The sequence below is a fragment of the Kitasatospora gansuensis genome (assembly GCF_014203705.1).
Classification (GTDB): Bacteria; Actinomycetota; Actinomycetes; order Streptomycetales; family Streptomycetaceae; genus Kitasatospora; species Kitasatospora gansuensis.
Window position 1 is genome coordinate 3,171,394 of the sequence record NZ_JACHJR010000001.1, and the last position, 25,808, is coordinate 3,197,201.

Consider the following 25,808-nt stretch of genomic DNA (forward strand, 5'->3'; position numbering starts at 1 on the left):
CGGACATCGGTAACCGGTTGTACTCCCCAATAGTTGGCGAACTATCATTCGATCCTCTGATCATCTTGTGCAGGTGGGGGTCCGCCCAATGAAGTTGTCCCGTGTTTCGGCCGTCCTGACGGCGGTGGCTCTCGCCCCGGCGATCCTGTTCCCCGCCTCGGCCAACGCCGCCGACGGCCCGGCGCCCACCGGCGTCTCGGCCCCGGACCAGACCGACCCGGCGGCACGGACGGACGCGGAGAACATCGCCGAGATCGAGGCGATGATCGCCGACAAGGCCAGCGGGCGCGGCATTCGGGAGGCAGGCCGACGCGCGCTGGACGGCACCCCGGCGGACCGGGTCCAGTTCCTGATGGTCGGCCAGTACAAGGCTCGGGAGGACGACGACCGCGTCCACGCCACACAGCTCCTGGCCACGGGCGGGCCTGCGGTGAAGAAGGCCGCCAACGCCGCGCTGAGCGGCACGATCGAGGACGTCCGGCAGTTCCTCAACGTCGGCTACAAGATCGCCCAGGACGACGACCGGGTCCACCTCTCCCAGCTGATGAGCGTCGGCGGACCCGCCGTCAAGAAGGCCGCCGGGGCGGCCCTGGACCGTGACTACGCCGCCGTCGCCGAGTTCCTCAACTCCGGCTGGGAGAAGGCCAAGAGCGCCGACCGGGTGCACACCAGCCAGCTCGCCGAGACCGGCGGCCCCCTCGTGAAGGCGGCCGCGCTCGCCGCCCTCGAGGGCACGTACGACGACGTCGCCGCCTTCCTGAACACCGGCTGGGCCAAGGCCGACGCCCAGGACAAGGCGAACGCCCAGGCTGCCGCCGACAAGGCGGCTGCGGACAAGGCGGCTGCCGAGCAGGCGGCGAAGGACAAGGCTGCCGCCGAGCAGGCAGCCAAGGACAAGGCCGCCGCCACCGCCACCCAGGCCGGCCTGACCACCACCACCACGACGTCGACCACCACGGGCGCGCTGGCCGCGACCGGCGGCGGCACCGACCTGCCGTGGCAGATCGGCGGCGGCGCGGCCGCCCTCGGTCTGGGTGCGGCACTGGTGGTGGCCTCGCGCCGCCGCCCGGGCACCGAGGGCTGATCACGCGTCATCGCCGAAGGGGCGGGCCAACTGGCCCGCCCCTTCGGCGTGTTCGTCAACCCGTCGCGTACGGGTTGCCCTGGACCGGGGTGGGCGGCGGGGTGGCCGCGCCGAGGCCGTTCAGGTGGGTGCGCAGGCGCAGCACGTCCGGGTGGTGCGGGCCGTGGCTGCGTTCGCGCTCCAGCAGCAGTTCCAGCAGCCACTGCCAGGCGCCCTCGCGGTCGCCCAGCTGGATGCGCAACAGGCCGATCTGCTCTCGGAGTTCGAAGCTTCGCTCGGGATCGGCCCCGGCGTCGGCGAGCAGCTGCCGGTACTCCGCCAGCGCCTCCCGGTAGCGCCGCTGCTCGCGCAGGGTGCGGGCGTAGATGGTCCGGACGGTCTGCACCAGCGGTGCGGCGTCGCCGAGTTGGGCCCGGGCCCGGGGCAGCAGGCGGCCGGCCAGTTCGGTCACCTCGGCGTACCGCCGGGCGGCGACCAGGTCGGAGAGCTCGGCGAAGGCGCCGGCAAGGCCGTCCGCCGGGCGCGGAGCAGCGGATGACGGGGCATCAGGCGACAGGACAGTGGCGGACGGCGGACGGTGCGGCTGGTGCGGGTACCGGTACGGCCGGGTCGGGTCGGGCAACGGGCCGAACGGCGGCTGGAGTTCGGCCCCGGCGGCCGGGAGCAGCGGCAGCAGTCGGGCGTACACCTGGCCGGCGTCGGCGGGGCGGTCCTCGGGGCGTTTGGCGAGCAGGTCGAGGACCAGTGCCTCCAGTACGGCGGGCACTTCGGGGCGGAGGGTGCGCAGGGCGGCGGGCGGCTCGTCCACGTGCCGCCGGAGCACCCCGAGCGCGGTCGGGGCCCGGAACGGAGCCTCGCCCGCGAGCATCTCGTGCAGCAGGCAGCCGAGCGCGTAGAGGTCGCTGCGCGGGTCGGCCGTGCCGGCGAGCGCCTGCTCGGGGGCCATGTAGGCGGGGCTGCCGATCGGTACGCCGGTCAGGGTCAGCCGGGTCGCGTCGGTGTCCAGCGCGGTGGCGATGCCGAGGTCGAGCAGCACCACCCGGCCGTCCTCACGGACCATCACATTGCTCGGCTTGAGGTCGCGGTGCACCACCGGGACGGCGTGCACGGCGGCCAGCGCGGTGCACACCTGGGCGGCGACGGCGACCGCCCAGTGGATCGGGAACGGCGCCTGCTCGGCGATCAGGTCGGCCAGGCTGAGGCCGGGTACCCGTTGCATGACCAGGTAGAGCTCGCCGCCGTCCTCCCCCGCGTCGAAAACGGTGACCAGTCCCGGGTGGTCGAGCGCGGCGGTGACCCGGCACTCGCGCAGGAACCGCCGGCGCAGTTCGTCGCCGCGGCTCGCGGTGGCGTCGGCCCCGGTGCCGTCGGCGGAGCTGAGCAGGTCGGTGCGGAGCAGCTTGACCGCGACCCGGCGGCCGAGCCGCTCGTCGTGCCCGGCCCAGACCTGGCCCATGCCGCCGTGGCCGATCTTCTCGGCCAGCCGGTAGCGTCCGGCGATCACCCGGGGAGCGGTCACCGGCTGCCGTCCTGGGCCTGACGGCGCAACAGTTCACCGAGCTGCTGGAGGTCGTCCTGGGTCGGCGCAGCAGCCTGCGGCGCGGGCCGCGGCGGAGCGGGCGGGGCCGGGTACTGCTGCTGCGGCGGCGGGTACCAGCCGACCGGCGGCGCCGGCGGGGCGGTCTTCGGGGCGCCCCAGACGTGCCGGGAGTCGAGCACCAGGAAGTGCGCCGGCGCCCCGAGCCAGAGCAGCATCACGGTGGTGGCGCCGACCACGTCGAAGGCGTTCCGGGAGTCCGGATCGGTGAGCCCGATGCTGACGTACAGGGCGAGTTGGAGCAGCACGAACACGGCGGCGCCGAGCACGTCGACGGCCCGCTTGCGGCGCAGCGCAAGCACCAGCGAGGGCACCAGGCCGAGCAGCCCGAGGGTGAGCAGCGGAACGAGACAGAACAGGATCTTCGGCCCGACCCGGAACGGACCGGGCGCGCCGAACTGCTGACCTGCCATGCGGACTCCCGTACGAGGACTGAACGTTCCCGCACACGGTACCCTCCGCCTCCGTCGCTCGCGGGAGGGTCTCAGGGTTCCAGGGTGCCCGCCGCCAGTCCGTCGGTCAGGCCCTGGGTGAGCGTCCTGGCCAGGCCGGTGGCCTGCTGGAGGGCGGCCTCGAAGTCGGCGATCCGGCGGAAGGCGGTGCCGAGTTCGCGTTGCCGCTCGACCGGGAGGCGGGGCAGTTCGAAGCGGCGGATGTCCAGCCGGGTGGTGCCGGAGGCGTAGCTGCTGGCCCGGCGGGTGGCGTCGGTGGCCCGCAGCAGGCCCGCCAGGTGGTCGGGGTCGAGCTGCGCCGGGTCGGGGCGCAGCAGGTGCACCCGGGCGCCGAGCGCGGCGCCGTCGTACGGGTCGTCAGGCCGGACCACCCGGGCGGCGGCGGTGGCCAGCGCGGGCACCAGGACGTCGCCGGGGCGGGCGGTCGGCGTCGCATCGGCGGCGGCCGAAGCGGCGGTCGGCGCCTGACCGTTGATCAGGTCCTGGTCGGTGAGCAGCGCGGTCTCGCCCGGGGCGAGCGGGGTGCGGCCCGGGGCGCCCTGACCCGCCGGGTAGACCTCCAGGGCGCCGGACCTGGCGAGTTCGCCGACCGTGACGGTCGGCACCGTCCCGGCCCCGGTCACCGGGCGGGCGTGCGGCAGCAGGGCGTCCAACTCGGCCAGTGCGGCCAGGCGTTCGGCCAGCCGGAGCTGAAGGTGGGTCAGCCCGTCGGCGTCCCCGGCGGGGGCGGCCGGCGGGAGGTGGCGGGCCGGGGAGAGGTCGGTCTCGTCGTCGAGCAGGTCGATCGCAGGCACCGCCCGGTGCACGCCGGGACGGTCGGCAGGCAGCGCGGTCCCGGCCGTGGCGGCGGTGTCGAAGCCGTGCCAGGCGTCCAGCACGGTGCGGTGCAGCCGCGGCCAGTCGATCCGGTCCCGGCCGCCGTCGCCGGGGGCGGCCTGGGTGGCGTCCAGCAGCAGGACCTGGCGGAAGTCGTCGCCGGGCGCGGGCCTGCGCAGCACCCACAGGTGCAGCGGCACGCCGTACGGCGGGGCGGCCCCGGCGGGCAGCGCGACCACCGCCCGCAGCGCACCGCTGCGCAGCAGTTCGGCCCGGACCCGGCGGCCCGCCCGGCGGGAGGCGACGGTCGGCGGCAGCAGCAGCGCGGCCAGCCCGCCCGGCGCGGTGTGCGCCAGGCAGTGCAGCACCCAGGCGAGTTCGGACTCGCCGCGCGGCGGGACCACCCCGGCCAGCCAGCGGCTGTCGTACTGGAGCTCGTCGTGGCCCCAGTCGCGCTCGTTGTACGGGGGCTGGCAGAGCACCGCCTCGGCGAGCCCGCCCGGGTGGGCGTCGGCCCGCAGGGCGCTGCCGGGGCGGAGGTCCAGGCCGAGCGGGCCCGGGGTGTCGGCGGGGGTGTGCAGGGCCAGCCGGAGCAGGGCCAGCGCCCCGAGCACCGGATCGGCCTCCTGCCCGGCCCGGTGGGCCGCGGCCGGTACGGCGAGCAGCAGGGCGCCGAGGCCGCAGGCCGGGTCGAGCACCGAGACGGGCCGCCCCGCCAGCGCCCCGAGCAGGGCGGCGGCCTCCGGCGGGGTGGGGCTGAGCTGACGGCTGTTCGCCTCGGCGTACCGGGCCAGCAGTTGCTCGTACGCCGCCACCGGACCGTGCTGCCCGGCCAGCCGGGCCAGCAGCCGGACCAGGTCGAGGTAGGTGGCCCCGGCCAGCGAGGGCAGGTCGAGCAGGCCGGGAGCGTCCGGGCCGAGCGAGCTGACGGTCAGTCGGCGCAGCTCCCGGGGCAGGGCGGTGGCCAGCGTGGTGTCGGGTTCGCCGGCGAGCGCGGGCCAGGCCGCCGGGGCGCGGTGCAGCAGGAGCAGGAAGGCTCCGGCGGCCGGGACGGCACCGGCGGGGTGGCCGGCCGGATCGCGCAGGGTCTCCAGCTGACGCCAGGTCTGCTCGATCAGCGGCAGTTCGGCGATCTTGCCCTGCTCGCGGAGCCACCGCTCGACCTGGTCGAGCCGGAAGGTGGGGCTGCTGTCACTGCCGCCGGCCGGGCGCGGGAAGTCGGGGTGGCGGCGGCGCCAGTTGCTGACGGCGGCCCGGCCGACCCCCGCCAATCTGGCGATCTCGACGGCGGTCACCTCGGGGCGGTCCGGCATCTGGGGCTCCTTCAGGGCGGCGTGTGACCACACAGCATAGCGATCGACCCCACTCCGTCGCGTTCACGCGTGAACAGAGAGCTTTCATTAATCACTGTTGACAACGTTCACAGCTGATGGTGTGATCTACCCATCGCAAGCGGCAGCCGCCGCGAAGCAGCCCGAGACCCTGGGAGTCCGACATGGCCATCGCCACCACCACCCGCCGCCGCGCCGCCCTGCTGCTCACCGCGGGCCTGGTCGTCCTCGGTGCCACCGCCTGCACCGACACCAAGCCCTCGGTCTCCACCGAGGCCAAGCCGGCCGCCACCGCCCCGGCTGCCTCCGGTACGGCCGGCGGGAGCAAGGCCGCCGACCCGAGCAAGAGCGCGGAGGGCGCGAAGGCCGCCGCCAAGCTCGGCGACACCATCGCCCTCAAGGGCTCCCTCGCCGACAACACCGCCGACGTCACGGCGGTGAAGCTGGTCGACAACGCCGAGGGCGCCGACGAGTTCACCAAGCCGGCCGACGGCAAGCGCTTCGTCGCCGTCCAGTTCCGGATCAAGGCCACCGGCAAGGGCTACAACGACTCGCCGTCCAACAGCGCCAAGCTGATCGACGCCCAGGGCCAGGCCTTCAACACCAGCCTGGACGACACCAAGGCGGGCCCGTCCTTCGCGGCCGGCACCACCATCGCCGCGGGCGAGAGCGGCCTCGGCTTCCTCACCTTCGAGGTGCCCGCCGACGCCAAGCTCGACAAGGTCCAGTTCACCCTGGACAGCGGCTTCGCCCCGCAGACCGGCCAGTGGAAGCTCGGCTGACGGCCACTCAGCCGGCCCGGAAACACCACGGCGGCCTCGGGCACCAGGCCCGAGACCGCCGACGCGGCGCCCTTCGGCGCTACTTCTTCGCACCCGCCAGGTCGTCGAACATCGTGGTCAGGAACTCCCGGCACCAGTCCAGCAGTTCACGCCCGACCAGCGGCTTGCCGCCGATCCGGCCGGTGGACGGCCGGGGCACCAGCAGCTGCTGGGCGGTGGCCTTGACCTGACTGCGCGGGTAGAGCCGGTTCAGCCGCAGCTGCTGCGACTCGCGCAGCTCCACCGGACCGAACCGGACGTTCGCCCCGGCCAGCGTGATGTCGCCGATCCCGCAGCGCCGCGCGTACAGCCGCAGGGCCGCGACCAGCAGCAGGTTCTCCACCGCCTCGGGCAGCTTGCCGTAACGGTCCGTCAGCTCCTCGCGGACCTGGACGATGTCCTCCTCGGAGTTGACCGCCGCGATCGAGCGGTACGCCTGCAGGCGCAGCCGCTCGCCGGGGGCGTAGTCGTGCGGCACGTGGGCGTCCACCGGCAGCTCGATCTTCACCTCCAGCGGCTCCTCCTCCGGCTCCGCACCGCCACTGGCCAGCGAGTCGCGGAACTCCGCCACCGCCTCGCCGACCATCCGCATGTAGAGGTCGAAGCCGACGCCCGCGATGTGCCCGGACTGCTCGCCGCCGAGCAGGTTGCCCGCGCCGCGGATCTCCAGGTCCTTCATCGCCACGTACATACCGGCACCCATCTCGGTGTGCTGGGCGATGGTGGCGAGGCGCTCGTGCGCGGTCTCGGTGAGCGGCTTCTCCGGCGGGTACAGCATGTAGGCGTAGCCGCGCTCGCGGCCACGGCCGACCCGGCCCCGCAGCTGGTGCAGCTGGGACAGGCCGAAGGTGTCGCCGCGCTCCACGATCAGGGTGTTGGCGTTCGAGATGTCGATGCCCGACTCCACGATGGTGGTGGAGACCAGCACGTCGAACTCCTTCTCCCAGAAGTCGACCACCACCTTCTCCAGCGCGTTCTCCCCCATCTGCCCGTGCGCGGTGGCCACCCGGGCCTCCGGCACCAGCTCCTTCAGCCGGGCGGCCGCCTTGTCGATCGACTCGACCCGGTTGTGGATGTAGAACACCTGGCCCTCGCGCAGGAGTTCACGCCGGATCGCGGCCGAGATCTGCTTCTCGTCGTACGGGCCGACGAAGGTCAGCACCGGGTGCCGCTCCTCCGGCGGGGTGGTGATGGTGGACATCTCCCGGATGCCGGTGACCGCCATCTCCAGGGTGCGCGGGATCGGGGTGGCCGACATGGTCAGCACGTCCACGTTGGCCCGGAGCTTCTTCAGCTGCTCCTTGTGCTCGACGCCGAACCGCTGCTCCTCGTCGACGATGACCAGGCCGAGGTCCTTGAACTTCGTCTCGTTCGAGAACAGCCGGTGGGTACCGATCACCACGTCCACCGAGCCCTCGAAGAGCCCCTCCAGCACGGCCTTCGCCTCGCTGTCGCTCTGGAACCGGGACAGCGCCTTCACGACCACCGGGAAGTTGGCGTACCGCTCGGCGAAGGTGGAGAAGTGCTGCTGAACCAGCAGCGTGGTCGGCACCAGGACGGCCACCTGCTTGCCGTCCTGCACCGCCTTGAACGCCGCCCGGACCGCGATCTCGGTCTTGCCGTAGCCGACGTCGCCACAGATCAGCCGGTCCATCGGGACCGACTTCTCCATGTCCGACTTGACCTCGGCGATGGTGGTCAGCTGGTCGGGCGTCTCCGCGTACGGGAAGGCGTCCTCCAGCTCGCGCTGCCAGGGGGTGTCCGGGCCGAAGGTGTGGCCCGGCGCGGCCATCCGGGCCGAGTACAGCTTGATCAGGTCCCCGGCGATCTCGCGCACGGCCTTCTTGGCCCGCTGCTTGGTCTTCGCCCAGTCCGCGCCGCCGAGCCGGTGCAGGGTCGGGGCCTCGCCGCCGACGTACTTGGTCACCTGGTCCAGCTGGTCGGTCGGCACGAACAGCCGGTCGCCGGGGTGGCCGCGCTTCGCGGGCGCGTACTCCAGCACCAGGTACTCGCGGGTGGCGCCCTGGACGGTGCGCTGCACCATCTCCACGTACCGGCCGACGCCGTGCGCCTCGTGCACCACGTAGTCGCCGGCGGCCAGGGCGAGCGGGTCGATCGCGTTCCGGCGCCGCGAGGGCATCCGGCGCATGTCCTTGGTGGAGGACTTCTGGCCGGACAGGTCGGTCTCGGTGATCACGGTCAGCTTGAGCTGCTCGTCCACGAAGCCGTGCTCGATCGAGCCGCAGGAGACGTACACGACGTCCCGGGTCGGCGCCTCGGCCAGGTCGGCGACCAGCCGGGCCGCGATGCCCTCGCCGGCCAGCACCTCGGCCAGCCGGGAGGCCGGTCCGTGACCCTCGGTCACCATGACGACCCGCCAGTCGGCGTTCAGCCGCTCCTTGGCGTCCGCGATGGCGCGGGCGGTGTCGCCCCGGTACGCCTCAACGGCGTGCATGCCGAGGGTCAGCGTGTTGGCGTCGAACTCGAGGATCTCGGTCACCGACGAGTCGCTGGTGGCAAAGGGGCTGACGGACCACCAGGGCAGCCCGACCTCGGCCGCGTGCTCCCGGACATCGGCCAGCGACCAGAGCGAGGCGGCGGACACGTCGATCATCTCGATGTCGATCGGACGGTCACCGCCGGAGGCCGCCGCCACCCAGGAGGCGTGCAGGAACTCCTGACTGGTCGCCACCAGGTCGGCCGCCCGGGTCCGGACCCGCTCCGGGTCGCAGACCACCGCGACCGAGCCGCTCGGCAGCACGTCGAGCAGCAGCTCCATCTCGTCCACCAGGACCGGCGCCAGCGACTCCATGCCCTCGACCGCGATGCCCTGGGCGATCTTGTCCAGGATCTCGGCCAGCTCCGGGTGACGCTCCGCCAGCTCGGCGGCCCGCGCCCGCACCTGGTCGGTGAGCAGCAGCTCCCGACAGGGCGGCGCCCAGAGGCCGTGCTCGGCGATCTCCAGCGAACGCTGGTCGGCGATCTTGAAGAACCGGATCTCCTCGACGTCGTCGCCCCAGAACTCCACCCGGAGCGGGTGCTCCTCGGTCGGCGGGAAGACGTCCAGGATGCCGCCGCGGACGGCGAACTCGCCGCGCTTCTCGACCAGTTCGACCCGGGAGTAGGCCGCCGCCGCGAGCTTGCGGGCCACCTCCTCCAGGTCGTGCTGCTCGCCGCGCAGCAGCGCCACCGGCTCCAGCTCGGCCAGCCCCTTCACCTGCGGCTGCAGCACCGAGCGGACCGGCGCCACGATCACCTGGACGGGCCCCGCCGCCGGGTCGTCGGCGCGCGGGTGAACGATTCGGCGCAGCACCGCCAGCCGGCGGCCGACGGTGTCCGAGCGCGGCGACAGCCGCTCGTGCGGCAGCGTCTCCCACGCGGGGAACTCCGCCACGGCGTCCGGCGGCAGCAGCGAACGCAGACTCGCCGCCAGGTCCTCCGCCTCCCGGCCGGTGGCGGTCACCGCGAGCACCGGGCGGCCCCGCTCCCCCGCCTTCCCGGCCAGCGAACGGGCCAGCGCGGCGATCGCGAACGGGCGGGCGGCGGGCGGTCCCACCAGGTCGAGGTGCTGCCGCTGCCCGGCAGCCGCGGCCTCGATCGCCTCGGCGAGGGCGGCGTCCCGTACGACGACATCGAGCAGTCCGGACAGGCTCATACTTCTCGGCTCCACGGCTGGAGTGCCCAGGCGCCGGAGCGACCGGCCGGGCAACGCGAACGGCCCGGAACGCGGAGCGCCCCGGGGGTGTCCAGCCTACGCCGACGGGGCACCCACCGCCGTGAGCAACCGCCTACGGAGATCGGGGCAACCAGGGCGTTTGCCCAGAGGCCGGACACCCCACAGATCACGAACTCGACATATTGCTGTCACTGCACGTCCATGGTGATCGCGCAGGATGGTGTTCGTGCCCGCCGCACCCAACCGTGGGGGATGGCTGCGGCGGCGCGGACGCACCCCGATGGGGGTCGGAGTGCGTGGCCGGGCGGCCCTGGGTGGGGGCGCCCGCGCCCATTCGCGGGAGCCGTGGTGCCCTTTCCTGAAGGGCACCACGGCACTCGGCTTTTCCGGGGTCGTACCGTTCCCGCCACTTTGCCCGAAGGCCCACGCGGCCCGGCCGGGCTCCGTACTCTCTCGTGTGAAGGCGGTGTGGGGACACCGTGAATCGCGATGGAGGGGGTACTTCGTCATGCGCGTCGTCATCGCAGGCCAGGGGTACGTGGGGCTGCCACTGGCGGTCCGGGCCGCCGAGGTCGGGCACCAGGTGGTCGGGTACGACGTGGACGAGCGGCGGATCAAGCGGCTGGCCCTCGGCGAGTCGTACGTCGAGGACATCCCGGCCGAGCGGCTGCGGCCGCTGCTGGAGAGCGGGGTGTACCAGCCGACCGCCGACCCGGCCGAGGTGGCGGGTTTCGACGTCGCGGTGATCACCGTGCCGACCCCGCTGCGGGACGGGGTGCCCGACCTCTCGTACATCGAGTCCTCGGCCCGGCTGCTGGCCCGGTACCTGCGGCCCGGCGCCACCGTGGTGCTGGAGTCCACCACCTACCCCGGCACCACCGAGGAGCTGCTCGCCCCGCTGCTGGAGCAGGGCTCGGGGCTGACGGCCGGTCAGGACTTCCACCTCGGCTACAGCCCGGAGCGGATCGACCCGGGCAACCCGACCTGGAAGCTGGAGAACACCCCCAAGGTGGTGTCCGGCACCTCGCCGGCCGGGCTGGCGGCGGTGGACGGCTTCTACGCCCAGTTGGTCGAGCGCACCGTGCCGGTCTCCTCCACCAAGGAGGCCGAGCTGACCAAGCTGCTGGAGAACACCTTCCGGCACGTCAACATCGCCCTGGTGAACGAGCTGGCGATGTTCGCGCACGACCTCGGCATCGACGTCTGGGAGGCGATCGACGCCGCCTCCACCAAGCCGTTCGGCTATCTGCGCTTCACCCCCGGGCCGGGCGTCGGCGGGCACTGCCTGCCGATCGACCCGTCCTACCTGTCCTGGCGGGTGGAGCGGGCGCTCGGCCAGTCGTTCCGCTTCGTCGAGCTGGCCAACGACGTGAACAGCCACATGCCCGACTACGTGGTGCGCCGGCTGACCGAGGCGCTGAACGACCGTCAGCGGTCGGTCAACGGCTCCCGGGTGCTGCTGCTCGGCCTGGCGTACAAGAAGAACACCGGCGACGCCCGGGAGACCCCGGCCGCCCGGGTGGCCGAACTGCTGGTCAGGATGGGCGCCGAGGTCCGGGCCGCCGACCCGCACGTGGTGGTCGGCGTGCACGTGCCCGACCCGGTGATCCCCGGCCAGCGCGCCGCCGAACCGGACAGCCACGGCGACCCGTTCGCCGCCGTCCGCCGGGTCGAGGCCACCCCCCAGGAGCTGGCCGCCGCCGACGCGGTGGTGCTGCTCGCCGACCACGACGACTTCGACTACGAGGCCGTCACCACGCACTCCCGCTACGTCCTGGACTGCCGCCGCCGGCTCAGCGGCGCGGCCGTCGAGGTGCTCTGAGCGGACGTCAGCCCCGGCGGATCACCTCGCTGGGGTACTCGTTCCCGTCGTCCACGATCACGATCTTGGGGATCACCCGGGTCTCCGCGTCGCCGGGGGCGGCGGGCGGGGCCGGGGGCTTCGGCGGGACGGCCGGGGCCACCGGGATGACGGTGGTGGGCGCGTCGGCGGGCTGCTGCTCACCGACCGCGTCCCTGGGTGCGTCCTGAGGTTCGTCCTCGACCTCGGCCTCGACCTCGGCCGGGGCGTCGACGGGGGCCGGCTTCTCGATCTGGCCGACCGCCGCGCCGGTCAGGGCGGCCAGGGTCTGCTTGATGTGGTCGAGGTGCTGCTGCACCTGCTCCAGCTCGGCGGCGAACTCGCGCTGCTCGCGCTCGCTCGCGGACTGGACCTTCCCCGCCTCCTGCCGGGCCTGCGCGATCAGCTCCTCGGCCTTGGCGTTCGCCTGGGCGTCGGACTGCTTGATCTGGGCGAGCACCGACTCGCGGTGCTGCTCGGCCTCCTTGAGGCGGCGCTCGGCGGTCGCGGAGATCTTGGCGTCCTCCGCGTCGGCCTTGGCCTCGGCGGCGGCGAAGGTCTCGTCGGCCCGGCGGCGGCGCTCGGCCAGCTTGTCCTCGGCCAGCTCCTCGGCCTCGGCCGCGGCGACCCTGATCTTGGCGGCCTCGGCGGTCGCACCGTCCCGGACCGCCCTGGCCTCCCGGTCGGCGGTCGAGCGGAGCTGCTCCGCCTCGGCCCTGGTCCGCTCCTCGGTCCGGCGGGCGGCCTGGTCGGCGTCGCTGCGGGTGGTGGCGGCGAACTCCTTGGCCGCGACGGCGGCGGCCTGCCCGGCCTCGTACGCGTCGTCCCGGGCATCCTCGGCGGCCCGCTCGGCGAGCTCCCGGACGGCCAGCGCCTCGGCCTGCGCGATGCCGAGCAGCTTGACGGCCTGCTCGCTGAGCACCCCGTAGTCCGGATCGGGCGCGTCGGCGGCGGCCTGGCTGACCTCGGCGAACCGCTTCTCCATCTCGCGGACGCCCGCGCCGAGCACGCCGAGCTGCTCCCACGCGCGGTCCCGCTCGGCGGTGAGTGCGGCCAGCGCCTGTTCGACCTGCTCGGGCGCGTAGCCCCGTCGGGCAGCGGTGAAGCCGTGCTGGGAGACTGCGTCGCTCATGGGCTCTTCCCCTCGTGCTCGCGGGCTGCGGAGCCCCGGTGGCGGACGTGACGGAGGAGCGTCGGTACGACGTTCCTCTTGACCTATTTTGCGCAGATGGGATCGAAACCCAAACAAGGCAGAGCCGGGGTGCAGCCATCAAAGCGGCCGCACCCCGGCTCTGCGTGACCGAGCTCACCTCGGTCGTCACTCGGTTCGGATCAGAACAGCCCGTCCCAGAACTGCTCGAGCAGCACCGACCACCAGGTCTCCGGCGACTGCAGGGCGGCCGGGTCGACGGCCAGCAGCTGGGCCTGGAAATCGGTGGTCCAGCGGCCCGCCTGATCGGGCGTCAGCCCGTAGCGCAGGCGCCACATCCGGCCGAGCAGGGCGAGCGAGCGGACGAACTCCGGGACGCCGGTGTTGACGAAGCGCGGGGCCTCGCCGCCGTTCTCCAGGTCGACCGCCACCACGGCGGCGGTGCCGTACTGGACGCAGAGCTGACGGCCGTAGTCGTTGCCCAGCACCAGGTAGCCGCCGAAGTCGGGCCCGGCGGGCAGACCGCGCTCGGCGGCCAGCTCGGCCAGCGTCGGGATCGGGCGGCCCTCCTGGGCCTGGGCCCAGAAGAACGGCGCGAAGTCGCGCGGCAGCCCGGCCCACATCAGGGTCTGCGCGACCGGCTCGGGCACGCCCTGCCGGGAGACCGCGCGCTGCTCGAACCGGAACACGCTCGGCCCGAAGACCTGCCCCAGCTCGGCGGCCAGCTGCTGCGGCGCGGCCGGCGGCAGCGGTACCGGAACGCCGGACAGCGTGGCGGACTGCGGCATCGGCGCGCGGACCGGGCGGGGGCGCTGCGGGGCGGCCGCGAGCTGGTGCAGCTGGTCCACGTGGTCGAGCAGCACCGCCATCCCGGCCTGCCGGGCCTGCTGGTCCCGGCCGTACGGAGCGGTGTGGCTGAGCCGGACGTTCGGCCAGGCCGCCCGGACCATCCGCAGGCAGTAGCCGCCGGGCAGGTCGCAGCACTCCAGGTCGGTGTGCAGTTCGAGCACCTGGTCCGGCGGGACGTTGAGCCGGCGCAGCTCCTGGAGCGCCTTCCACTCCGGGTGCGGGGTGCCGGGCTCGCTGCGCTGGATCAGGGTCTGCTCGGAGCCGTCGGGGCCGCGGTAGCGGACCACCGCGCTGCTGCCCGGACCGATCGACGGCACGCCCGGGTTCACCGGCGGCGCGACCGGCGCGGGCATCGGCGCCGGGGGCACGGCCGGGGCCGGGGCGCCCAGCGAGGCGGCGTCCGGGTAGCCGTAACCGACCGGCGGCGCACCGGGGACCGGCACCGAGCCGGGTACGGGCGTCGCGGGCTGGGCGAGCGGGGAGCGCAGCTCGGCGGGCGGGGGCGGTGGCGGCGCGCTCGGGGCCCGGCCCGCGACCGGCGGGGCGGGCGGCGGGGTCGCCGGACCGCGCAGCTCCACCGGCGGCGGGGGCGGCGGCGCGGCCGGGTGGCCCGGCGGCGGCGGGAGCGGCGCACCGGGTGGGCCGACCGGTGGCGCCGGCGGCGGCGGGACGGGCCCGCCGGGCAGGCCGTGCAGCCCGGGCACGCCCTCGGCCGCCAGCAGGGTCGGCGCGTACGGGGAACCGGACGGCGGTCCGGCTGGCGGAGTCGGCGGCGGTGCCAGCATGGTCGGGGCGTCACCGGCCGGGCGGCCGGAGGCCGGCGGGGTGGTGAGCATCGCGGGCGGAGCTGACGGACCGTCGGGCGCACCGGGCGCAGGCAGAGCAGGCTGCGTCGGCTGCGGCGCCGCCACCGTGAACGGCGCCGGGGTGTCGGCCGCGCCGGGCTCCGGCAGGGTGGTCTTGGTCAGCGTCGGGCCGTCGCCCGAGCCGGGCTCGCCGAGCCGGGCGTGCTCGGCCGCGATCGCCGCCTCGCCCGCGTCCTTGAGCCACTGCGGCGGGCTGAGCAGGAAGGAGGTGGCCTCCACCGCGCCCTGCACGGGCTTGGCCGCGCCGGCCGGGTTGGGTTCGACCGGGCTGCCGTAGGCGGTCTCGTAGCGGCTGACCACCTCGTTGACCGGCAGGGCGGGCCAGAGCGTGCTGGCCCCGCTGTCCCGGGCGATCACCAGTCGGGGACCGGGCGCCGAACCGGGGTCGGCCGACGGGGCGTCCGTCCGCGGCTCCGCCCAGCAGACGAAGCCCAGGTCGAACTCCCGGACCCGGACCTCGCGTTGCTGCGAGCGCGGCACCCCGGCGTTGATCCAGTCCTCGGCCAGCTCCTGCGCCTGCGCGTACGTCACCACGCCCGCTGCACCCCTTCCCCGTTCACCGGGACATTCGCCGGGACGGCGCGGACGAAGCCGCCGTCCACCATCATCGCCGCCACCGTCTCCAACTCCTGCGGGCTGCCCGCCAGTCGGAGCAGGAACTGGTCGAAGTCCGCCCCGCACGGCAACAGCAGCCGGGTCGCCCGCTGCTCGGGGGTCTCCGCCGGGTCGCCCGCGTCCCGGGCGTCGTCGTACAGGCAGAACCAGACCGAACCGGTGTCCTCGCCACGCACCTTGAGCGCCAGCAGGCCGCCCTGCACGTACGCGATGCCCAGGTAGTCCTTGGTGAGGTGGTCGCGCAGGCACTTGTTGGCGTACACCAGGTCGTGGACGCCGTACTCCTCACTGAGCGTCAGGAACGGCTGGTCCAGCAGCAGCCCGAGCTCGGTGTCCAGCGCGACGCCGACCGGGGCCCGGCCGCCCGCGAGCTTGAGGAAGTCCCGGTAGGCGGGCGGCAGCGGGTGGCCGAGGCGCTGCTCGGCGCGCTGCACCAGGTCCTCGGTGACGGCCAGCGGGTCGCCGCCGTCCAGCGCAAGCGGGAAGTGCGCGGGGCGGTGCTCCTGCAGCGGCCTGGTCCCCCGGCGGCCGTGGTCGGCACCGGAGTGGGCCAGCCCGCCGTGGTGCCGCAGCAGCGCTTTGACCTCGACCGGGACCAGCTCCATCCGCCGCCAGCCGGGCGCGGCCCGCCCGCTGACGTGGTGCCAGGTCCAGCCGGGCGGCGTGGCCACGGCGGTGTCCTGGTCGGCCCAGAGCTCGTGCCCCTGGGTGTACAGCGCGGCGTTCGCCGACACGTAGTCGGTCAGCCGCAGCTCGTCCACCCCGAAGCCGTCCGGCGGATCGGCCACCTCGGCCACCGCCACGGCGTACGGACCGAAGTCCGGCAGCCCCGCCTCGTCCACCCGCACCCCGGCCGGGTACTTCCCCGCCCGCAATGGATCGGGAAACTGCACCACCTGCCCCGCGTACGCCCCGTTGGGCGCGGCGGCAGTACCGGGCCGACCTGTCGTCATCTGGGTGCCCCCACTGGCTGCTGCGACGATTGCTGCAGACAGCCTAGGGGGTGCCGAGGGACCCGAGTGGCGGCAGCCCGGGTTGTCCGGACGCGGACCACCCGGGCCCTTGCTGCTCCGTCAGATCCTGGCCAGCGCCTTGGCCAGGGTTTCGGCGATGAAGATCTGCTGGTCCTCGGTGAGGTGCGGGTGCAGCGGGAGGGTGAGGATCTCGCGGGCCGCGCGCTCGGTGACCGGGAAGCTGCCCTCGGGGTGGCCGAGGTACTGGAAGGCGGGCTGGAGGTGGACCGGGACGGGGTAGTGGATGCCCGCGCCGATGCCGGCCGCGTGCAGGGCGGCGAGCACCTCGTCGCGGGCGTGCGGCACCCGGACCGCGTAGAGGTGCCAGACGTGCTCATTGCCGGGCAGGGTGACCGGGAGGGTGAGGCCCGGCAGTCCGGCCAGCAGTAGTTGGTAGCGGGCGGCGGCGGCCCGGCGGGCGACGTTCCAGCCGGGCAGGTGGCGGAGCTTGGCGCGCAGCACCACGGCCTGCAGGGTGTCCAGCCGGGAGTTGAAGCCGAAGCGCTCGTGGACGTACTTCTGGCTGGAGCCGTGGTCGCCGATCTCCCGGACCAGCGAGGCGAGTTCGGCGGAGTCGGTGACCACCGCGCCCGCGTCGCCGTAGGCGCCGAGGTTCTTGCCGGGGTAGAAGCTGGTGGCGGCGAGCAGGCCCCAGGAGCCGGACGGGCGGCCGTGCCGGGTAGCACCCTGCGACTGGGCGCCGTCCTCGATCACCGGGCGGCCTTCGGCGAGCTCCAGGATGTGCTCCATCGGCGCGAGCTGGCCGTTCAGGTGCACCGGCAGGTACGCGTCGGCGGCGGCCTCGGCGGCCCGGGCCGGGTCGATCAGCAGCGCGTCGGGGTCGACGTCCACCAGGACGGGGTACAGCCCGGCCCTGACCACCGCCTCGGCGGTGGCGACGAAGGTGTTGGCGGGCAGCACCACCCGGGCCCCGACCGGGAGTTCGAGGGCGCGCAGGGCCATCTCGATCGCGTCGGTGCCGTTGGCGGTGCCGATCGCGTGCGAGACGCCGGAGAAGGCCGCGTACTCGGCTTCGAAGGCGGTCACGTCCGGGCCCTTGATGTAGGCGCCGGAGGTGAGCACCCGGTCGAAACCGGCCCGGACCTCCTCGGCGACCTCGGCGTGGGCGGCTTGCAGGTCGACGAGCGGGATCGGGTTCATCCGACGGGCCCTTCCAGGGAGAGGTGTTCGACGAGCAGGGGCAGGGAGCCGCCGGAGAGGCAGCGGCCGGTCCGGGCGTCCCACTTCCAGTGGTGCCGGGGGCACTCGATCACGCCGTCCGCGATCGCGGCGTGGCCCAGGTCCTCGCCGGCGTGCGGGCAGTAGCGCTGGAACCGCAGGCCGTCCCGCTCCACCAGCTGACCGGCGGCGGCGGTCCGCTCGCGGACCAACTGCCGGGTCTGGGCGGGCTGGTGACCGTACCGGAGCAGGCTGAGCAGGGTGAGGTCGAAGACGTCCGGGTCGCGGTGCAGGGTGAGCCGCATGGAGAGCAGCGCCTCCTCCCAGCCGGCCCGGCCGTCCAGTACGGCGCGCAGGGCCCGGGCCGGGACCTTGATGGTGTAGGCGGGGTCGACCGGTTCGTCCTCCAGCTCGACCCGCAGCGCCAGTTCGCCGAGCGGCAGGGCGCAGACCGTGCCGTCGGTCTCCAGCCGCAGGTCGCGCCGGTAGTCGGCGAGCAGCGACCGGTTGAGCCGCTGGAGCCGGGCGAAGTGCGCGGCCACCTCGGCGGCGTCCACCGCCGGGACCTGGCCCCGGTGGTAGCCCTCCCACTCGTCCCGGCGGCGCTCCCGGTACGCGGCCAGGTACCCGGCCGGGTCGGTGGCCCAACTGCCGGGCTCGGACGGGGAGTCGACCAGGTCACCGGGGGCGGCGCGGAGCACCTCGGTGTCGGGGCAGGCGTCCGCGAAGGCCCCGGCGACGTCCTCCCAGTGCGGGAAGATGGTGGCCGCCCGGTCGTTGAAGCGATCCAGCTCGGGGTCGAGGAAGCAGGCCGGACCGGCCGAGGGCAGGTAGGCCCGGGCGCCGGTCAGCTTCACCTTGCGGACCAGGGTGTCCAGCAGGTCGGCCCGGACGGCGGCGGTCTTGGCGGCCATCGCCTCGGGCGGGTAGTCGTAGGCGTTCGGGTACCACATCGCGCCGGAGTACTGCGCGGCCAGCAGGTCGATGCCGTCCGGGAGTTCGGACATCGGGGTGTTGCAGTCGTTCAGGTCCAGGAAGCGGTAGCCGCCCAGGTCGAGCAGCAGGCCGCTGTCCTCCTTGTGGCTGGTGTCCAGCAGCATGGTGGCGGTGGTGTCGGGCCCGAGCCGGTACGTCTCCCGGTGGCCGAGCAGCACCTGCCGGCCGAAGCCGAGCCGGTTCAGCCGCTTGCGCAGCCCGTGCGAGCGGAACCTCGGCACCAGCACGGTGACGTCCCGGGAGAGCCGGCCGAGCAGCCGCTCGTCGAAGTGGTCCTCGTGGGTGTGCGAGACGTACAGGAAGTCGTACCGGTCCTCAACCACCTCGGGCAGCAGCGCCCGGTTGTCGGGGTAGGGGAACCAGGCGTCCAGGAAGGCGGGGTGGAACCAGGGGTCGATCAGGATGCGCAGACCGGCGTGCCCGACCACGAATCCCGCGTGGCCGAGGTGCCTGATCTCGGTCAACCGAGGATCGCCCGGAGCGCGCCGACCACGGTGTCCTGCTGCTGCTCGGTGAGCGTGTGGTAGAGCGGCAGGATCAGCGAACGCCCGGTCAGCAGCTCGGTGTTGGGCAGCGCCACCCGGGCGGCGGCCTTGTACGGGGCCTCCAGGTGGGCCGCCATGATGCCGCGCCGGGCGGACACCCCGGCCGCCGCCAGCCGGGTCAGCACCTCGGTGCGGTCCGGCGCGTCCTCGGGCAGCAGCAGCCAGCAGGCCTGGAAGTTGCCGGTGCCGTGCGCCGGGTCGGCCACCAGCCGCTCGCCCAGCGGGCCGAGCAACGACCGGTACCTGGCTGCCAGTTCGCGCCGCCGGGCGACCATCGCGGGCAGCTTGCCCAGCTGCACCAGGCCGATCGCGGCCTGGATGTCGGTCATCCGGAAGTTGTAGCCGATCTCGTCGTACGTCTCGACCACTCCGGCCCCGCCGCTCGCGGCGTGCCGGTCGGCGGCCGAGACGCTCATCCCGTGCTCGCGCAACCGCCGCAGCCGGGCGGCGAGTTCGGCGTCCTGGCAGGTCACCATGCCGCCCTCCCCGGTGGTCAGCAGCTTGCGCGGGTGGAACGAGTACGCGGCGATCGCGGCGCCGCTGCCCACCGGGCGGCCGCGCAGCAGCGACCCGGCCCCGCAGGCGGCGTCCTCGATCACGGTGATGCCGCGCGGCCCGGCCAGCGCCTCGATCGCGGTCAGGTCGACCGGCACACCACCCTGGTCCACCGCGATCACCGCCCTGGTGCGCTCGGTGAGCAGCGGCGCGACGGTCTCCGCGGTCAGGTTGCCGGTGGCCGCCTCGACGTCGGCGAAGACCGGGACGGCACCGACGTAGGTGACCGCGTTGGCGGTGGCGATGAAGGAGAGCGAGGGCACCACCACCTCGTCCCCCGGGCCGACTCCGGCACCGATCAGCGCCAGCTGCAGCGCGGTGGTGCAGGAGGAGACCGCGACGGCGTGCGGCACGCCCAGGTACTCGGCGAAGGCCCGCTCGAACTCGGCCACCCGGGGGCCCTGGGCCACCCAGCCGGAGCGGACCGCCTCGGCGGCGGCCTGGGCCTCCTCCTCGCCGAGCCAAGGAATCATGACAGGAATGGTGGACACAGGTGCGCTCCGAAGTGCGTTGCGGGAAAGGAGGGTTACTGCTCGCGCCACCAGGCGACCAGCTGACGCAGGCCCTCGTCCAGGCCCAGCTCCGGCTTCCAGCCGAGCTCGCGCTCGGCGGCCGTGATGTCGGCCAGCCGGCGGACCACGCCACCGGCGGTGCCCCGGGCCGGGCCGTGCTCGACGTCCAGCTCGGAGTCCATCGCGCGCAGCAGTGCGTCGGCCAGGCCGCGCAGCGAGACCTCGGTGGAGCTGGCGATGTTGTAGACCCGGTCGGTGACCGGGGCGGCGGCGGCCAGCAGGTTGGCCCGCGCGATGTCCTCGGTGTGCACGAAGTCCATGGTCTGCGCGCCGTCACCGAAGATCAGCGGCGGCTCCCCGCCGTTGATCCGCTCCATCCAGCGGATGAACACCTCGGTGTAGCGGCCGTGCACGTCCATCCGGGGGCCGTACACGTTGAAGTAGCGCAGCGCCACGTAGTCCAGACCGGACATCGCGTGGAAGCTGCGCAGCAGGCCCTCGTTGAAGACCTTGGCCGCGCCGTACAGCGTGTCGTTGTTGTAGGGGTGCTGGGTCTCCGGCGTCGGGAAGGTGTCGGCCAGGCCGTAGACCGAGGCGGTGGAGGAGGCGATCACCTTCTTCACCCCGCACTCGGCGGCGGCCTCGACCACGTCGAAGGTGCCGTCGACCATGATCTCCAGGGCCAGCCGGGGCTCGGCGGCGCACTGGGTGATCCGGATCGCGGCCAGGTGGAACAGCAGGTCGGTTTCGGTGCCGAGCAGCTCGCGCAGCAGCGCGCGGTCCCTGATGTCGCCGTCCACCACCCGCAGTTGGCCCGGGGCGGCGATCGACTCGGCGTGCGCCAGGTTGGCCATCCGGCCCCGGACGAAGTTGTCGAGCACGATCACCTCGCGGGCACCGGCCACGAGCAGTTGGTCGACCACGGTGGAGCCGATGGTCCCGGCCCCACCGGTGACCAGACAGCGGGATCCCTCGATCGGGACAGCGTTCATCGGGCGGTGGCCCTCTCCTGAGCAGTGATCAGTTCTACGTCTCCGGTGGACTCCACCGGCACGGTGGCGCCGCCGAGTTCGAGGCTGCGCGAGGCGGCGTGCAGCAGTCGCAGCACCCGCAGTCCGGACCGGCCGTCGGTGAGCGGCGCGCGGCCCTCGGTGATCGCGGCGGCGAACTCCGCCATCACGTTCCGCAGCGCCTCCTGCTCGACCAGCGCGGGGGCGACCATCTCGCCGACCCGGTACGAGATCAGCGCCTGGTGCCGGATCGCGTCGGTCAGCTCGTCCGGCGGGGTGAGGTCCACCCCCCGGTCGTGCACCGCCAGCCGGGCCTGCGGGTTGAGGTCGTCCCAGACCAGGGTCCGGCGGGAGCCGCCGATCATGGTGGTGCGGACCTTGGTCGGCGAGAGCCAGTTCACGTGGCAGTGCGCCAGCGCGCCGTTGCTCAGCCGCACCGTCAGGTACGCCACGCAGGCCCGCCCGGCGCCGATCGGGTCGGCCCCCTGGGCGCTCACGCCGACCGGCTCGACGCCCGGCGGCAGTACGAAGTCCAGGATCGACAGGTCGTGCGGGGCGAGGTCCCAGAGCACGTCCACGTCGGGCTGGACCAGCCCGAGGTTGATCCGCACCGAGTCGAAGAACTGGATGTCGCCCAGCTCGCCGCCGTGCACCAGCTCCCTGATCCGGCGCACCACCGGCGTGTAGCAGAAGGTGTGATCGCACATCAGCACCAGACCGCGGGCCTCGGCCAGCTCGCAGAGCTCGGCGGCCTCCTCGGCGGAGGTGGTGATCGGCTTCTCCACCAGGACGTGCTTGCCGGCCTCCAGCGCGGCCCGCACCAGCTTGTAGTGCGCGGACGCCGGGGTGGCGATCGCCACCGCCCGGACCCGCTCGTCGGCGAGCACCTCCTCGAACGAGGTGGTGGACCTGACGGTGCTGTACTCCCCCAGCACCCGCCGGGACTTCGCCTCGTCCAGGTCGCACAGCCAGTGCAGCCGCAGCGCGGCCGTCTGCTGGGCGTTCCGGACCAGGTTCGGCCCCCAGTACCCGGCGCCGACCACGGCCATGCCGATCCGCTCGGCCGGCCTGGGCTCGGGCACCCCGGGCGTCGGCACGTGCTCACCGGGCGCCTCGTGCGCCTGCTCCATGGAAGACACCCCACCGGACGACGTCATCGCAAGACCCCCCTTGCTCGGTACCGGTGGGCCCCTTCGCCCCCGGCTGCCCCGCAGTCGGCCCGGCCCGCCCGCTCCCCCGCGGTGGCCCCGGCCCTGCTGCCGGAACGCTATCGGCTGGCGTCGGCGTACGGGGGCCGAATCGGGAAAACGTGGGGGAATGGTGAAGCCCGGTCAGCGGACGTCGGACGGTGGGTCAGCGGACGGCGGGTCAGACCCCGGACCGGCCCCCGACGTCGGCATTGTCGGTGGCGTTTGGCAGTCTTGACACCTACCGTCGGACACCTGCCGTCGGACAGCACGGTCCACCGACCGCCGAGACCCGGTGAGGAGCAGCCGCCCATGGAGCAGACCGAGCCGTCGCACGCCCCGGCGCTGCGCCACCTCCGGGACAGCCTGCTCCCCGCGGTGGCGGCCGCGCTCTCGCTGAAGAACGGCACCGTGCACACCCTGGCCGGGCACAAGCCCGACCGGCTGCCCGAGCTGCACCCCCTGGTCGCCGAGTTCCTGGCCGGGCTGCCGGCCGAGCAGCGCGAGCGGTTCGTCGGCCGCTGCCCGGAGGCGGAGCTGCTGTCCCGGTTCCTGACCGAGGTGGACACCACCCGGTCGAAGCGGTCCGCCCGCAAGCCGCTCACCCTGCACGACGCCCGCAAGGCGCTGAAGGGCTCGCGGCTGACCACCGTCCGGATCCGGGAGGAGGGCGACCCGGCGCACGGCACCCACGCGCCGCCCTGCCGCTCCTGCGAGCCGCTGCTCGGCCACCTCCAGGTGGCCAGTGTCGCGGTCGGCCCCGCCGCGTCCTGACCCCGCCCCCGTACGACTGGAGCCCGCCCTGAACTCCGCCCTCCGCACCCAACCGCGCTTCCCCGCCGACGTCGCCGCCGCGCTCAAGCAGGCCGGCTGGCACCCGGGCCGCTGGCAGATCCGGCAGGCCGAGGAGTGGGCCGACGCGCTGGTCGCGCACGGCTCCCCGGACGGGGTCCAGCACGCCGTCTTCCCGGCCGCGATCGAGGCCTGGGCCGAGTTCGGCGGGCTGGCCGTCGAACTGACCGGGGCCGGCCGGGAGATCGCCCGGACGCCGTTCCTGCTCGACCCGCGCTGCGGGCTGCACCAGCCGCGCACCCTGGCCGACCTCGGCCGGGCGCTGGGCAGCCGGGTCGCGCCGCTCGGCGAGGAGGCGTACGGCCAGGCGCTGCTGGCCGTCGACGAGGAGGGCCGGGTGTACAGCCTGGACCACACCGGCGAGTGGTACCTGGGCCGTTCGGTCGACCAGGCGGTGGCCACCCTGGTGCTCGGCCTCCGGCCCGAACGGCTGAGCGCGCTGACGGTATGACAGGTCCCGTCGGCACGTGACACTTTCGCCAATCCACTGCCGCTGACGACCCGTTGAGTCCACACTGACCCCCAGCCCGATTGTGGAGCTTTCGCGGGGAACAGCAGGAGGATTCGCGTTGGAACGCCAACCGCTCTTCGACAACGCCAAGTTCGCCGCGGTCGCGCTGGTGGTCTGCGCCCACACCTGGATGCCGCTGCTGGAGAAGAACCGCACGGTCGGCGTCGTGGTGCTGACCATCGCGGCCTTCTCGATGCCGGTCTTCATCGTGCTCTGCGGCTACTTCTCGCAGCCCAGGCCGGGCCGCCCGCAGGTGGACGGCGGCCGGCTGATCGCCCAGCTCGCGGTGCCCTACCTGGTCTTCCAACTCCTGTACAACCTGGTCGGGATGGCCCTGGAGCAGGAGCTCCAGCCGATCCGGCTGCTGGAGCCGCGCTGGCTCACCTGGTTCCTGCTCTCTCTGCTGATCTGGCGGCTCAGCGTGCCGCTCTGGACCGCACTGCGGCACCCGCTGCCGGTGGCCGTGCTGGTCGCGGCCGGTTCCGGCGCCCTGCACGCCTACCCGGCCGAACTGGCGCTCGGCCGCACCATCGGCTTCCTGCCCTGGTTCGTACTCGGCCTGGTGCTCCGGCCCCGGCACTTCGCACTGCTGCACCACCGGACCGCCCGCGCGCTGGCCCCGCTCGGTCTGCTGACCGCGTTCGCCGCGGTCTGGCTGGCCTACCCGAAGCTGCTGGACACCGCCTGGCTCGAGTACACCGAGACCGCCGCCCAGCTCGGCGTCGGCTACCCGGTCTGGCTGGCCGTCAAGACCGCCCTCGGCCTGCTCTCGCTGGTCGCCGCCGCCTCGTTCCTGGCCCTGCTCCCGGCCCGCCGGCTGCGCTGGACCTCGCTCGGCGCCGCCTCGCTGTACGTCTACCTGCTGCACGGCCTGCCGCTCAAGGTGCTGCAGGCCAGCGGCGTCTACCACGCCCGCTCGCTGCACCACACCTGGACGGCGCTGCCGGTGTACGGCGGCTTCGCCCTGGTCCTGGCGGTGCTGCTCAGCCTGCCGGTCAGCGTCCGGCTGTTCGGCCCGCTGGTGCAGCCGCCGGTCGGGTGGCTGCTGATCCGCAGGCCGGTGCCTACTGCAGTCGACCGTCCCGAACCGCGAGCCGGGACGGCAGTACCGCCTCCACCCGGAACCCCCCGTCCGGCTCCGGCCCGGCGCTGAAGCTGCCGCCCAGCGCGAGCACCCGCTCGCGCATCCCGACCAGCCCGTTGCCCCCGCTCGGCAGCCCCGCCTCGCGCTCGCCGCCACCCGGACAGTCGTTCAGCACCGCGACCCGGACACCGTTCGGCACGAAGGCCAGCAGCACCGACACCCGGGCCCCGCCGGCGTGCTTGTGCGCGTTCGTCAGCCCCTCCTGCACCACCCGGTACGCGGTCTGTTCCGCCTCCGGCACGTAACTCCGCCGGGTCCCACTGACCGTCAGGGTGACCAGCATCCCGGCCGCCTCCGACTGCTGCACCAGCCGGGTCAGCTCGGCCAGCCCGGCCGGGGCCGCCGCCGCCTCCTCGGACATCCGCAGCACGCCGAGGATCTCGCGCAGCTCGTTCAGCGCCTGCCGGCCCACCTCGCCCATCAGCTTGGCGCTCTCCTGCGCCTTCGCCGGGTCCTTCGGGATCACCCGCTCCAGCGCCCCGGCGTGCACCACCATCAGGCTCACCCGGTGCGCCACCACGTCGTGCATCTCGCGGGCGATCCGGGTGCGCTCCTCCAGCCGGGCCCGGCGGGCCCGCTCCTGCGCCTGCTCGGCCAGCAGGTCCAGCTCGGTCTCCAGGCCGTGCGCCCGGTCCTTCAAGCTCTCCACCAGCCGACGGCGGGCCCCCAGGTACAGCCCGGTCACCACCGGCGGGACGGTCACCCCGATCGCGATCAGCACCGCCATCACCACGAACACCCAGGTCGGCGGCGCCTGCTGATCGGTCGTCCGGCCGTCCGGCAGCAGCATCGCGGTCAGCACCACCACCAGCGTCTCGACGAACGCCAGCGCCGACAGCGCCACCACCCGCCAGCGTCTGGTCGGCCACTCCCAGGTCGCCGCCAGGGTGTACAGCGACACCACCATCAGCACCACGCCGAACGACCCCGGTACGAAGACCAGCGCCACCACCACCGGTACGGCGGGCCACCTGCGGCGCACCACCAGGCTCGCGCCCGAGAGCGCCCCCAGTACGGCGGCCGTCACGGCGAACGGCAGCGCCCAGTCCAGCTGCACCCGGACCATCGAGAACGCCCCGAGGGCACACTCCAGCCCGGCCAGCCCGGCCAGTCCGACATCCAGCACCACGCTGCGGCGCCGCCCCCACCACCACAGTGATCGGCCCGGCCCGCCCCCCTCCGGCGAGTTGCTCATGAAGGCCAGCCT

At 73.9% G+C, this 25,808-nt stretch carries 19 protein-coding genes; 6 read left to right on the forward strand and 13 right to left on the reverse strand.

The window, feature by feature from the left end:
* Nucleotides 1-88: 88 nt before the first annotated feature.
* On the forward strand, nt 89-1,084 hold the full coding sequence (locus F4556_RS13910) for an ALF repeat-containing protein (RefSeq protein WP_184914955.1): 996 nt from the start codon (nt 89-91) through the stop codon (nt 1,082-1,084).
* 55 nt (nt 1,085-1,139) lie between these two features.
* On the opposite strand, the gene F4556_RS13915 is transcribed toward F4556_RS13910, so the two are convergent.
* From F4556_RS13915 to F4556_RS13925, 3 genes are all read right to left on the reverse strand, one after another.
* Complete coding sequence (locus tag F4556_RS13915) at nt 1,140-2,603, reverse strand: serine/threonine-protein kinase (RefSeq protein WP_313068297.1); 1,464 nt, start codon at nt 2,601-2,603, stop codon at nt 1,140-1,142.
* Nucleotides 2,600-3,094 (reverse strand): hypothetical protein, encoded by a 495-nt coding sequence (locus tag F4556_RS13920; protein WP_184914958.1) that lies wholly within the window; start codon nt 3,092-3,094, stop codon nt 2,600-2,602. The genes F4556_RS13915 and F4556_RS13920 overlap by 4 nt, the downstream gene beginning before the upstream one ends.
* A gap of 71 nt (nt 3,095-3,165) precedes the next feature.
* Complete coding sequence (locus F4556_RS13925) at nt 3,166-5,262, reverse strand: N-6 DNA methylase (RefSeq protein WP_184914961.1); 2,097 nt, start codon at nt 5,260-5,262, stop codon at nt 3,166-3,168.
* Between the two features lie 182 nt (nt 5,263-5,444).
* Between F4556_RS13925 and F4556_RS13930 the strand changes: the two genes are divergently transcribed.
* Entirely contained in the window at nt 5,445-6,062 is a 618-nt protein-coding gene (locus tag F4556_RS13930; protein ID WP_184914964.1) for a DUF4352 domain-containing protein, read from the forward strand.
* 79 nt (nt 6,063-6,141) lie between these two features.
* Here the strand turns inward: F4556_RS13930 and mfd are convergent, their stop codons facing one another.
* Nucleotides 6,142-9,756 (reverse strand): transcription-repair coupling factor, encoded by a 3,615-nt coding sequence (mfd, locus tag F4556_RS13935; RefSeq protein WP_184914966.1) that lies wholly within the window; start codon nt 9,754-9,756, stop codon nt 6,142-6,144.
* Between the two features lie 529 nt (nt 9,757-10,285).
* Here mfd and F4556_RS13940 point away from each other — a divergent pair.
* Entirely contained in the window at nt 10,286-11,599 is a 1,314-nt protein-coding gene (locus F4556_RS13940) for a nucleotide sugar dehydrogenase (RefSeq protein WP_184914969.1), read from the forward strand.
* A gap of 7 nt (nt 11,600-11,606) precedes the next feature.
* Here F4556_RS13940 and F4556_RS13945 read toward each other — a convergent pair whose 3' ends face one another.
* From F4556_RS13945 to F4556_RS13980, 8 genes are all read right to left on the reverse strand, one after another.
* Nucleotides 11,607-12,749, reverse strand: coding sequence for a hypothetical protein (locus F4556_RS13945; protein ID WP_184914971.1), 1,143 nt, complete (start codon nt 12,747-12,749; stop codon nt 11,607-11,609).
* Nucleotides 12,750-12,949: 200 nt separating this feature from the next.
* Nucleotides 12,950-15,016: an SUKH-4 family immunity protein gene (locus tag F4556_RS13950; protein WP_184914974.1), complete on the reverse strand. Its 2,067-nt coding sequence runs from the start codon at nt 15,014-15,016 to the stop codon at nt 12,950-12,952.
* Nucleotides 15,010-16,050: an SMI1/KNR4 family protein gene (locus F4556_RS13955; protein ID WP_184914977.1), complete on the reverse strand. Its 1,041-nt coding sequence runs from the start codon at nt 16,048-16,050 to the stop codon at nt 15,010-15,012. The genes F4556_RS13950 and F4556_RS13955 overlap by 7 nt, the downstream gene beginning before the upstream one ends.
* A gap of 120 nt (nt 16,051-16,170) precedes the next feature.
* The gene (locus F4556_RS13960; RefSeq protein WP_184914979.1) at nt 16,171-17,271 is read right to left on the reverse strand and encodes a DegT/DnrJ/EryC1/StrS family aminotransferase; all 1,101 of its coding nucleotides are present in this window, start codon (nt 17,269-17,271) and stop codon (nt 16,171-16,173) included.
* Nucleotides 17,268-18,749 carry a Rieske 2Fe-2S domain-containing protein gene (locus F4556_RS13965; RefSeq protein WP_184914982.1) on the reverse strand — a complete coding sequence of 494 codons (1,482 nt, stop codon included), beginning with the start codon at nt 18,747-18,749 and terminating at the stop codon, nt 17,268-17,270. The genes F4556_RS13960 and F4556_RS13965 overlap by 4 nt, the downstream gene beginning before the upstream one ends.
* On the reverse strand, nt 18,746-19,858 hold the full coding sequence (locus tag F4556_RS13970; RefSeq protein ID WP_184914984.1) for a DegT/DnrJ/EryC1/StrS family aminotransferase: 1,113 nt from the start codon (nt 19,856-19,858) through the stop codon (nt 18,746-18,748). Before F4556_RS13970 ends, F4556_RS13965 begins: the two co-directional genes overlap by 4 nt.
* Nucleotides 19,859-19,911: 53 nt before the next feature.
* Nucleotides 19,912-20,889: an NAD-dependent epimerase/dehydratase family protein gene (locus tag F4556_RS13975; RefSeq protein WP_184914986.1), complete on the reverse strand. Its 978-nt coding sequence runs from the start codon at nt 20,887-20,889 to the stop codon at nt 19,912-19,914.
* Nucleotides 20,886-22,037 (reverse strand): Gfo/Idh/MocA family protein, encoded by a 1,152-nt coding sequence (locus tag F4556_RS13980; RefSeq protein ID WP_184914988.1) that lies wholly within the window; start codon nt 22,035-22,037, stop codon nt 20,886-20,888. Before F4556_RS13980 ends, F4556_RS13975 begins: the two co-directional genes overlap by 4 nt.
* A gap of 369 nt (nt 22,038-22,406) precedes the next feature.
* Here F4556_RS13980 and F4556_RS13985 point away from each other — a divergent pair, with 369 nt between their 5' ends.
* The 3 genes from F4556_RS13985 (at nt 22,407) to F4556_RS13995 (ending at nt 24,610) form a co-directional block, all read left to right on the forward strand.
* Nucleotides 22,407-22,868 carry a YwqJ-related putative deaminase gene (locus F4556_RS13985; RefSeq protein ID WP_184914991.1) on the forward strand — a complete coding sequence of 154 codons (462 nt, stop codon included), beginning with the start codon at nt 22,407-22,409 and terminating at the stop codon, nt 22,866-22,868.
* A 28-nt stretch (nt 22,869-22,896) separates the two neighbouring features.
* A complete protein-coding gene (locus F4556_RS13990; protein ID WP_376775790.1) occupies nt 22,897-23,397 on the forward strand; it encodes an SUKH-3 domain-containing protein in 501 nt (166 codons plus the stop codon).
* Nucleotides 23,398-23,515: 118 nt separating this feature from the next.
* Nucleotides 23,516-24,610, forward strand: coding sequence for an acyltransferase family protein (locus tag F4556_RS13995; protein ID WP_184914997.1), 1,095 nt, complete (start codon nt 23,516-23,518; stop codon nt 24,608-24,610).
* Here F4556_RS13995 and F4556_RS14000 read toward each other — a convergent pair.
* Complete coding sequence (locus F4556_RS14000; RefSeq protein WP_184914999.1) at nt 24,522-25,796, reverse strand: sensor histidine kinase; 1,275 nt, start codon at nt 25,794-25,796, stop codon at nt 24,522-24,524. The two genes, F4556_RS13995 and F4556_RS14000, sit on opposite strands and share 89 nt — an antisense overlap.
* Between the last annotated feature and the right edge of the window lie 12 nt (nt 25,797-25,808).

Coding starts and splice junctions, on each gene's coding strand:
- F4556_RS13910 (WP_184914955.1), top strand. CDS start 89: ATGAAGTTGTCCCGTGTTTCGGCCGTCCTGACGGCGGTGGCTCTCGCC.
- F4556_RS13920 (WP_184914958.1), bottom strand. CDS start 3,094: ATGGCAGGTCAGCAGTTCGGCGCGCCCGGTCCGTTCCGGGTCGGGCCG.
- F4556_RS13925 (WP_184914961.1), bottom strand. CDS start 5,262: ATGCCGGACCGCCCCGAGGTGACCGCCGTCGAGATCGCCAGATTGGCG.
- F4556_RS13930 (WP_184914964.1), top strand. CDS start 5,445: ATGGCCATCGCCACCACCACCCGCCGCCGCGCCGCCCTGCTGCTCACC.
- mfd (WP_184914966.1), bottom strand. CDS start 9,756: ATGAGCCTGTCCGGACTGCTCGATGTCGTCGTACGGGACGCCGCCCTC.
- F4556_RS13940 (WP_184914969.1), top strand. CDS start 10,286: ATGCGCGTCGTCATCGCAGGCCAGGGGTACGTGGGGCTGCCACTGGCG.
- F4556_RS13945 (WP_184914971.1), bottom strand. CDS start 12,749: ATGAGCGACGCAGTCTCCCAGCACGGCTTCACCGCTGCCCGACGGGGC.
- F4556_RS13955 (WP_184914977.1), bottom strand. CDS start 16,050: ATGACGACAGGTCGGCCCGGTACTGCCGCCGCGCCCAACGGGGCGTAC.
- F4556_RS13960 (WP_184914979.1), bottom strand. CDS start 17,271: ATGAACCCGATCCCGCTCGTCGACCTGCAAGCCGCCCACGCCGAGGTC.
- F4556_RS13970 (WP_184914984.1), bottom strand. CDS start 19,858: ATGATTCCTTGGCTCGGCGAGGAGGAGGCCCAGGCCGCCGCCGAGGCG.
- F4556_RS13975 (WP_184914986.1), bottom strand. CDS start 20,889: ATGAACGCTGTCCCGATCGAGGGATCCCGCTGTCTGGTCACCGGTGGG.
- F4556_RS13980 (WP_184914988.1), bottom strand. CDS start 22,037: ATGGAGCAGGCGCACGAGGCGCCCGGTGAGCACGTGCCGACGCCCGGG.
- F4556_RS13985 (WP_184914991.1), top strand. CDS start 22,407: ATGGAGCAGACCGAGCCGTCGCACGCCCCGGCGCTGCGCCACCTCCGG.
- F4556_RS14000 (WP_184914999.1), bottom strand. CDS start 25,796: ATGAGCAACTCGCCGGAGGGGGGCGGGCCGGGCCGATCACTGTGGTGG.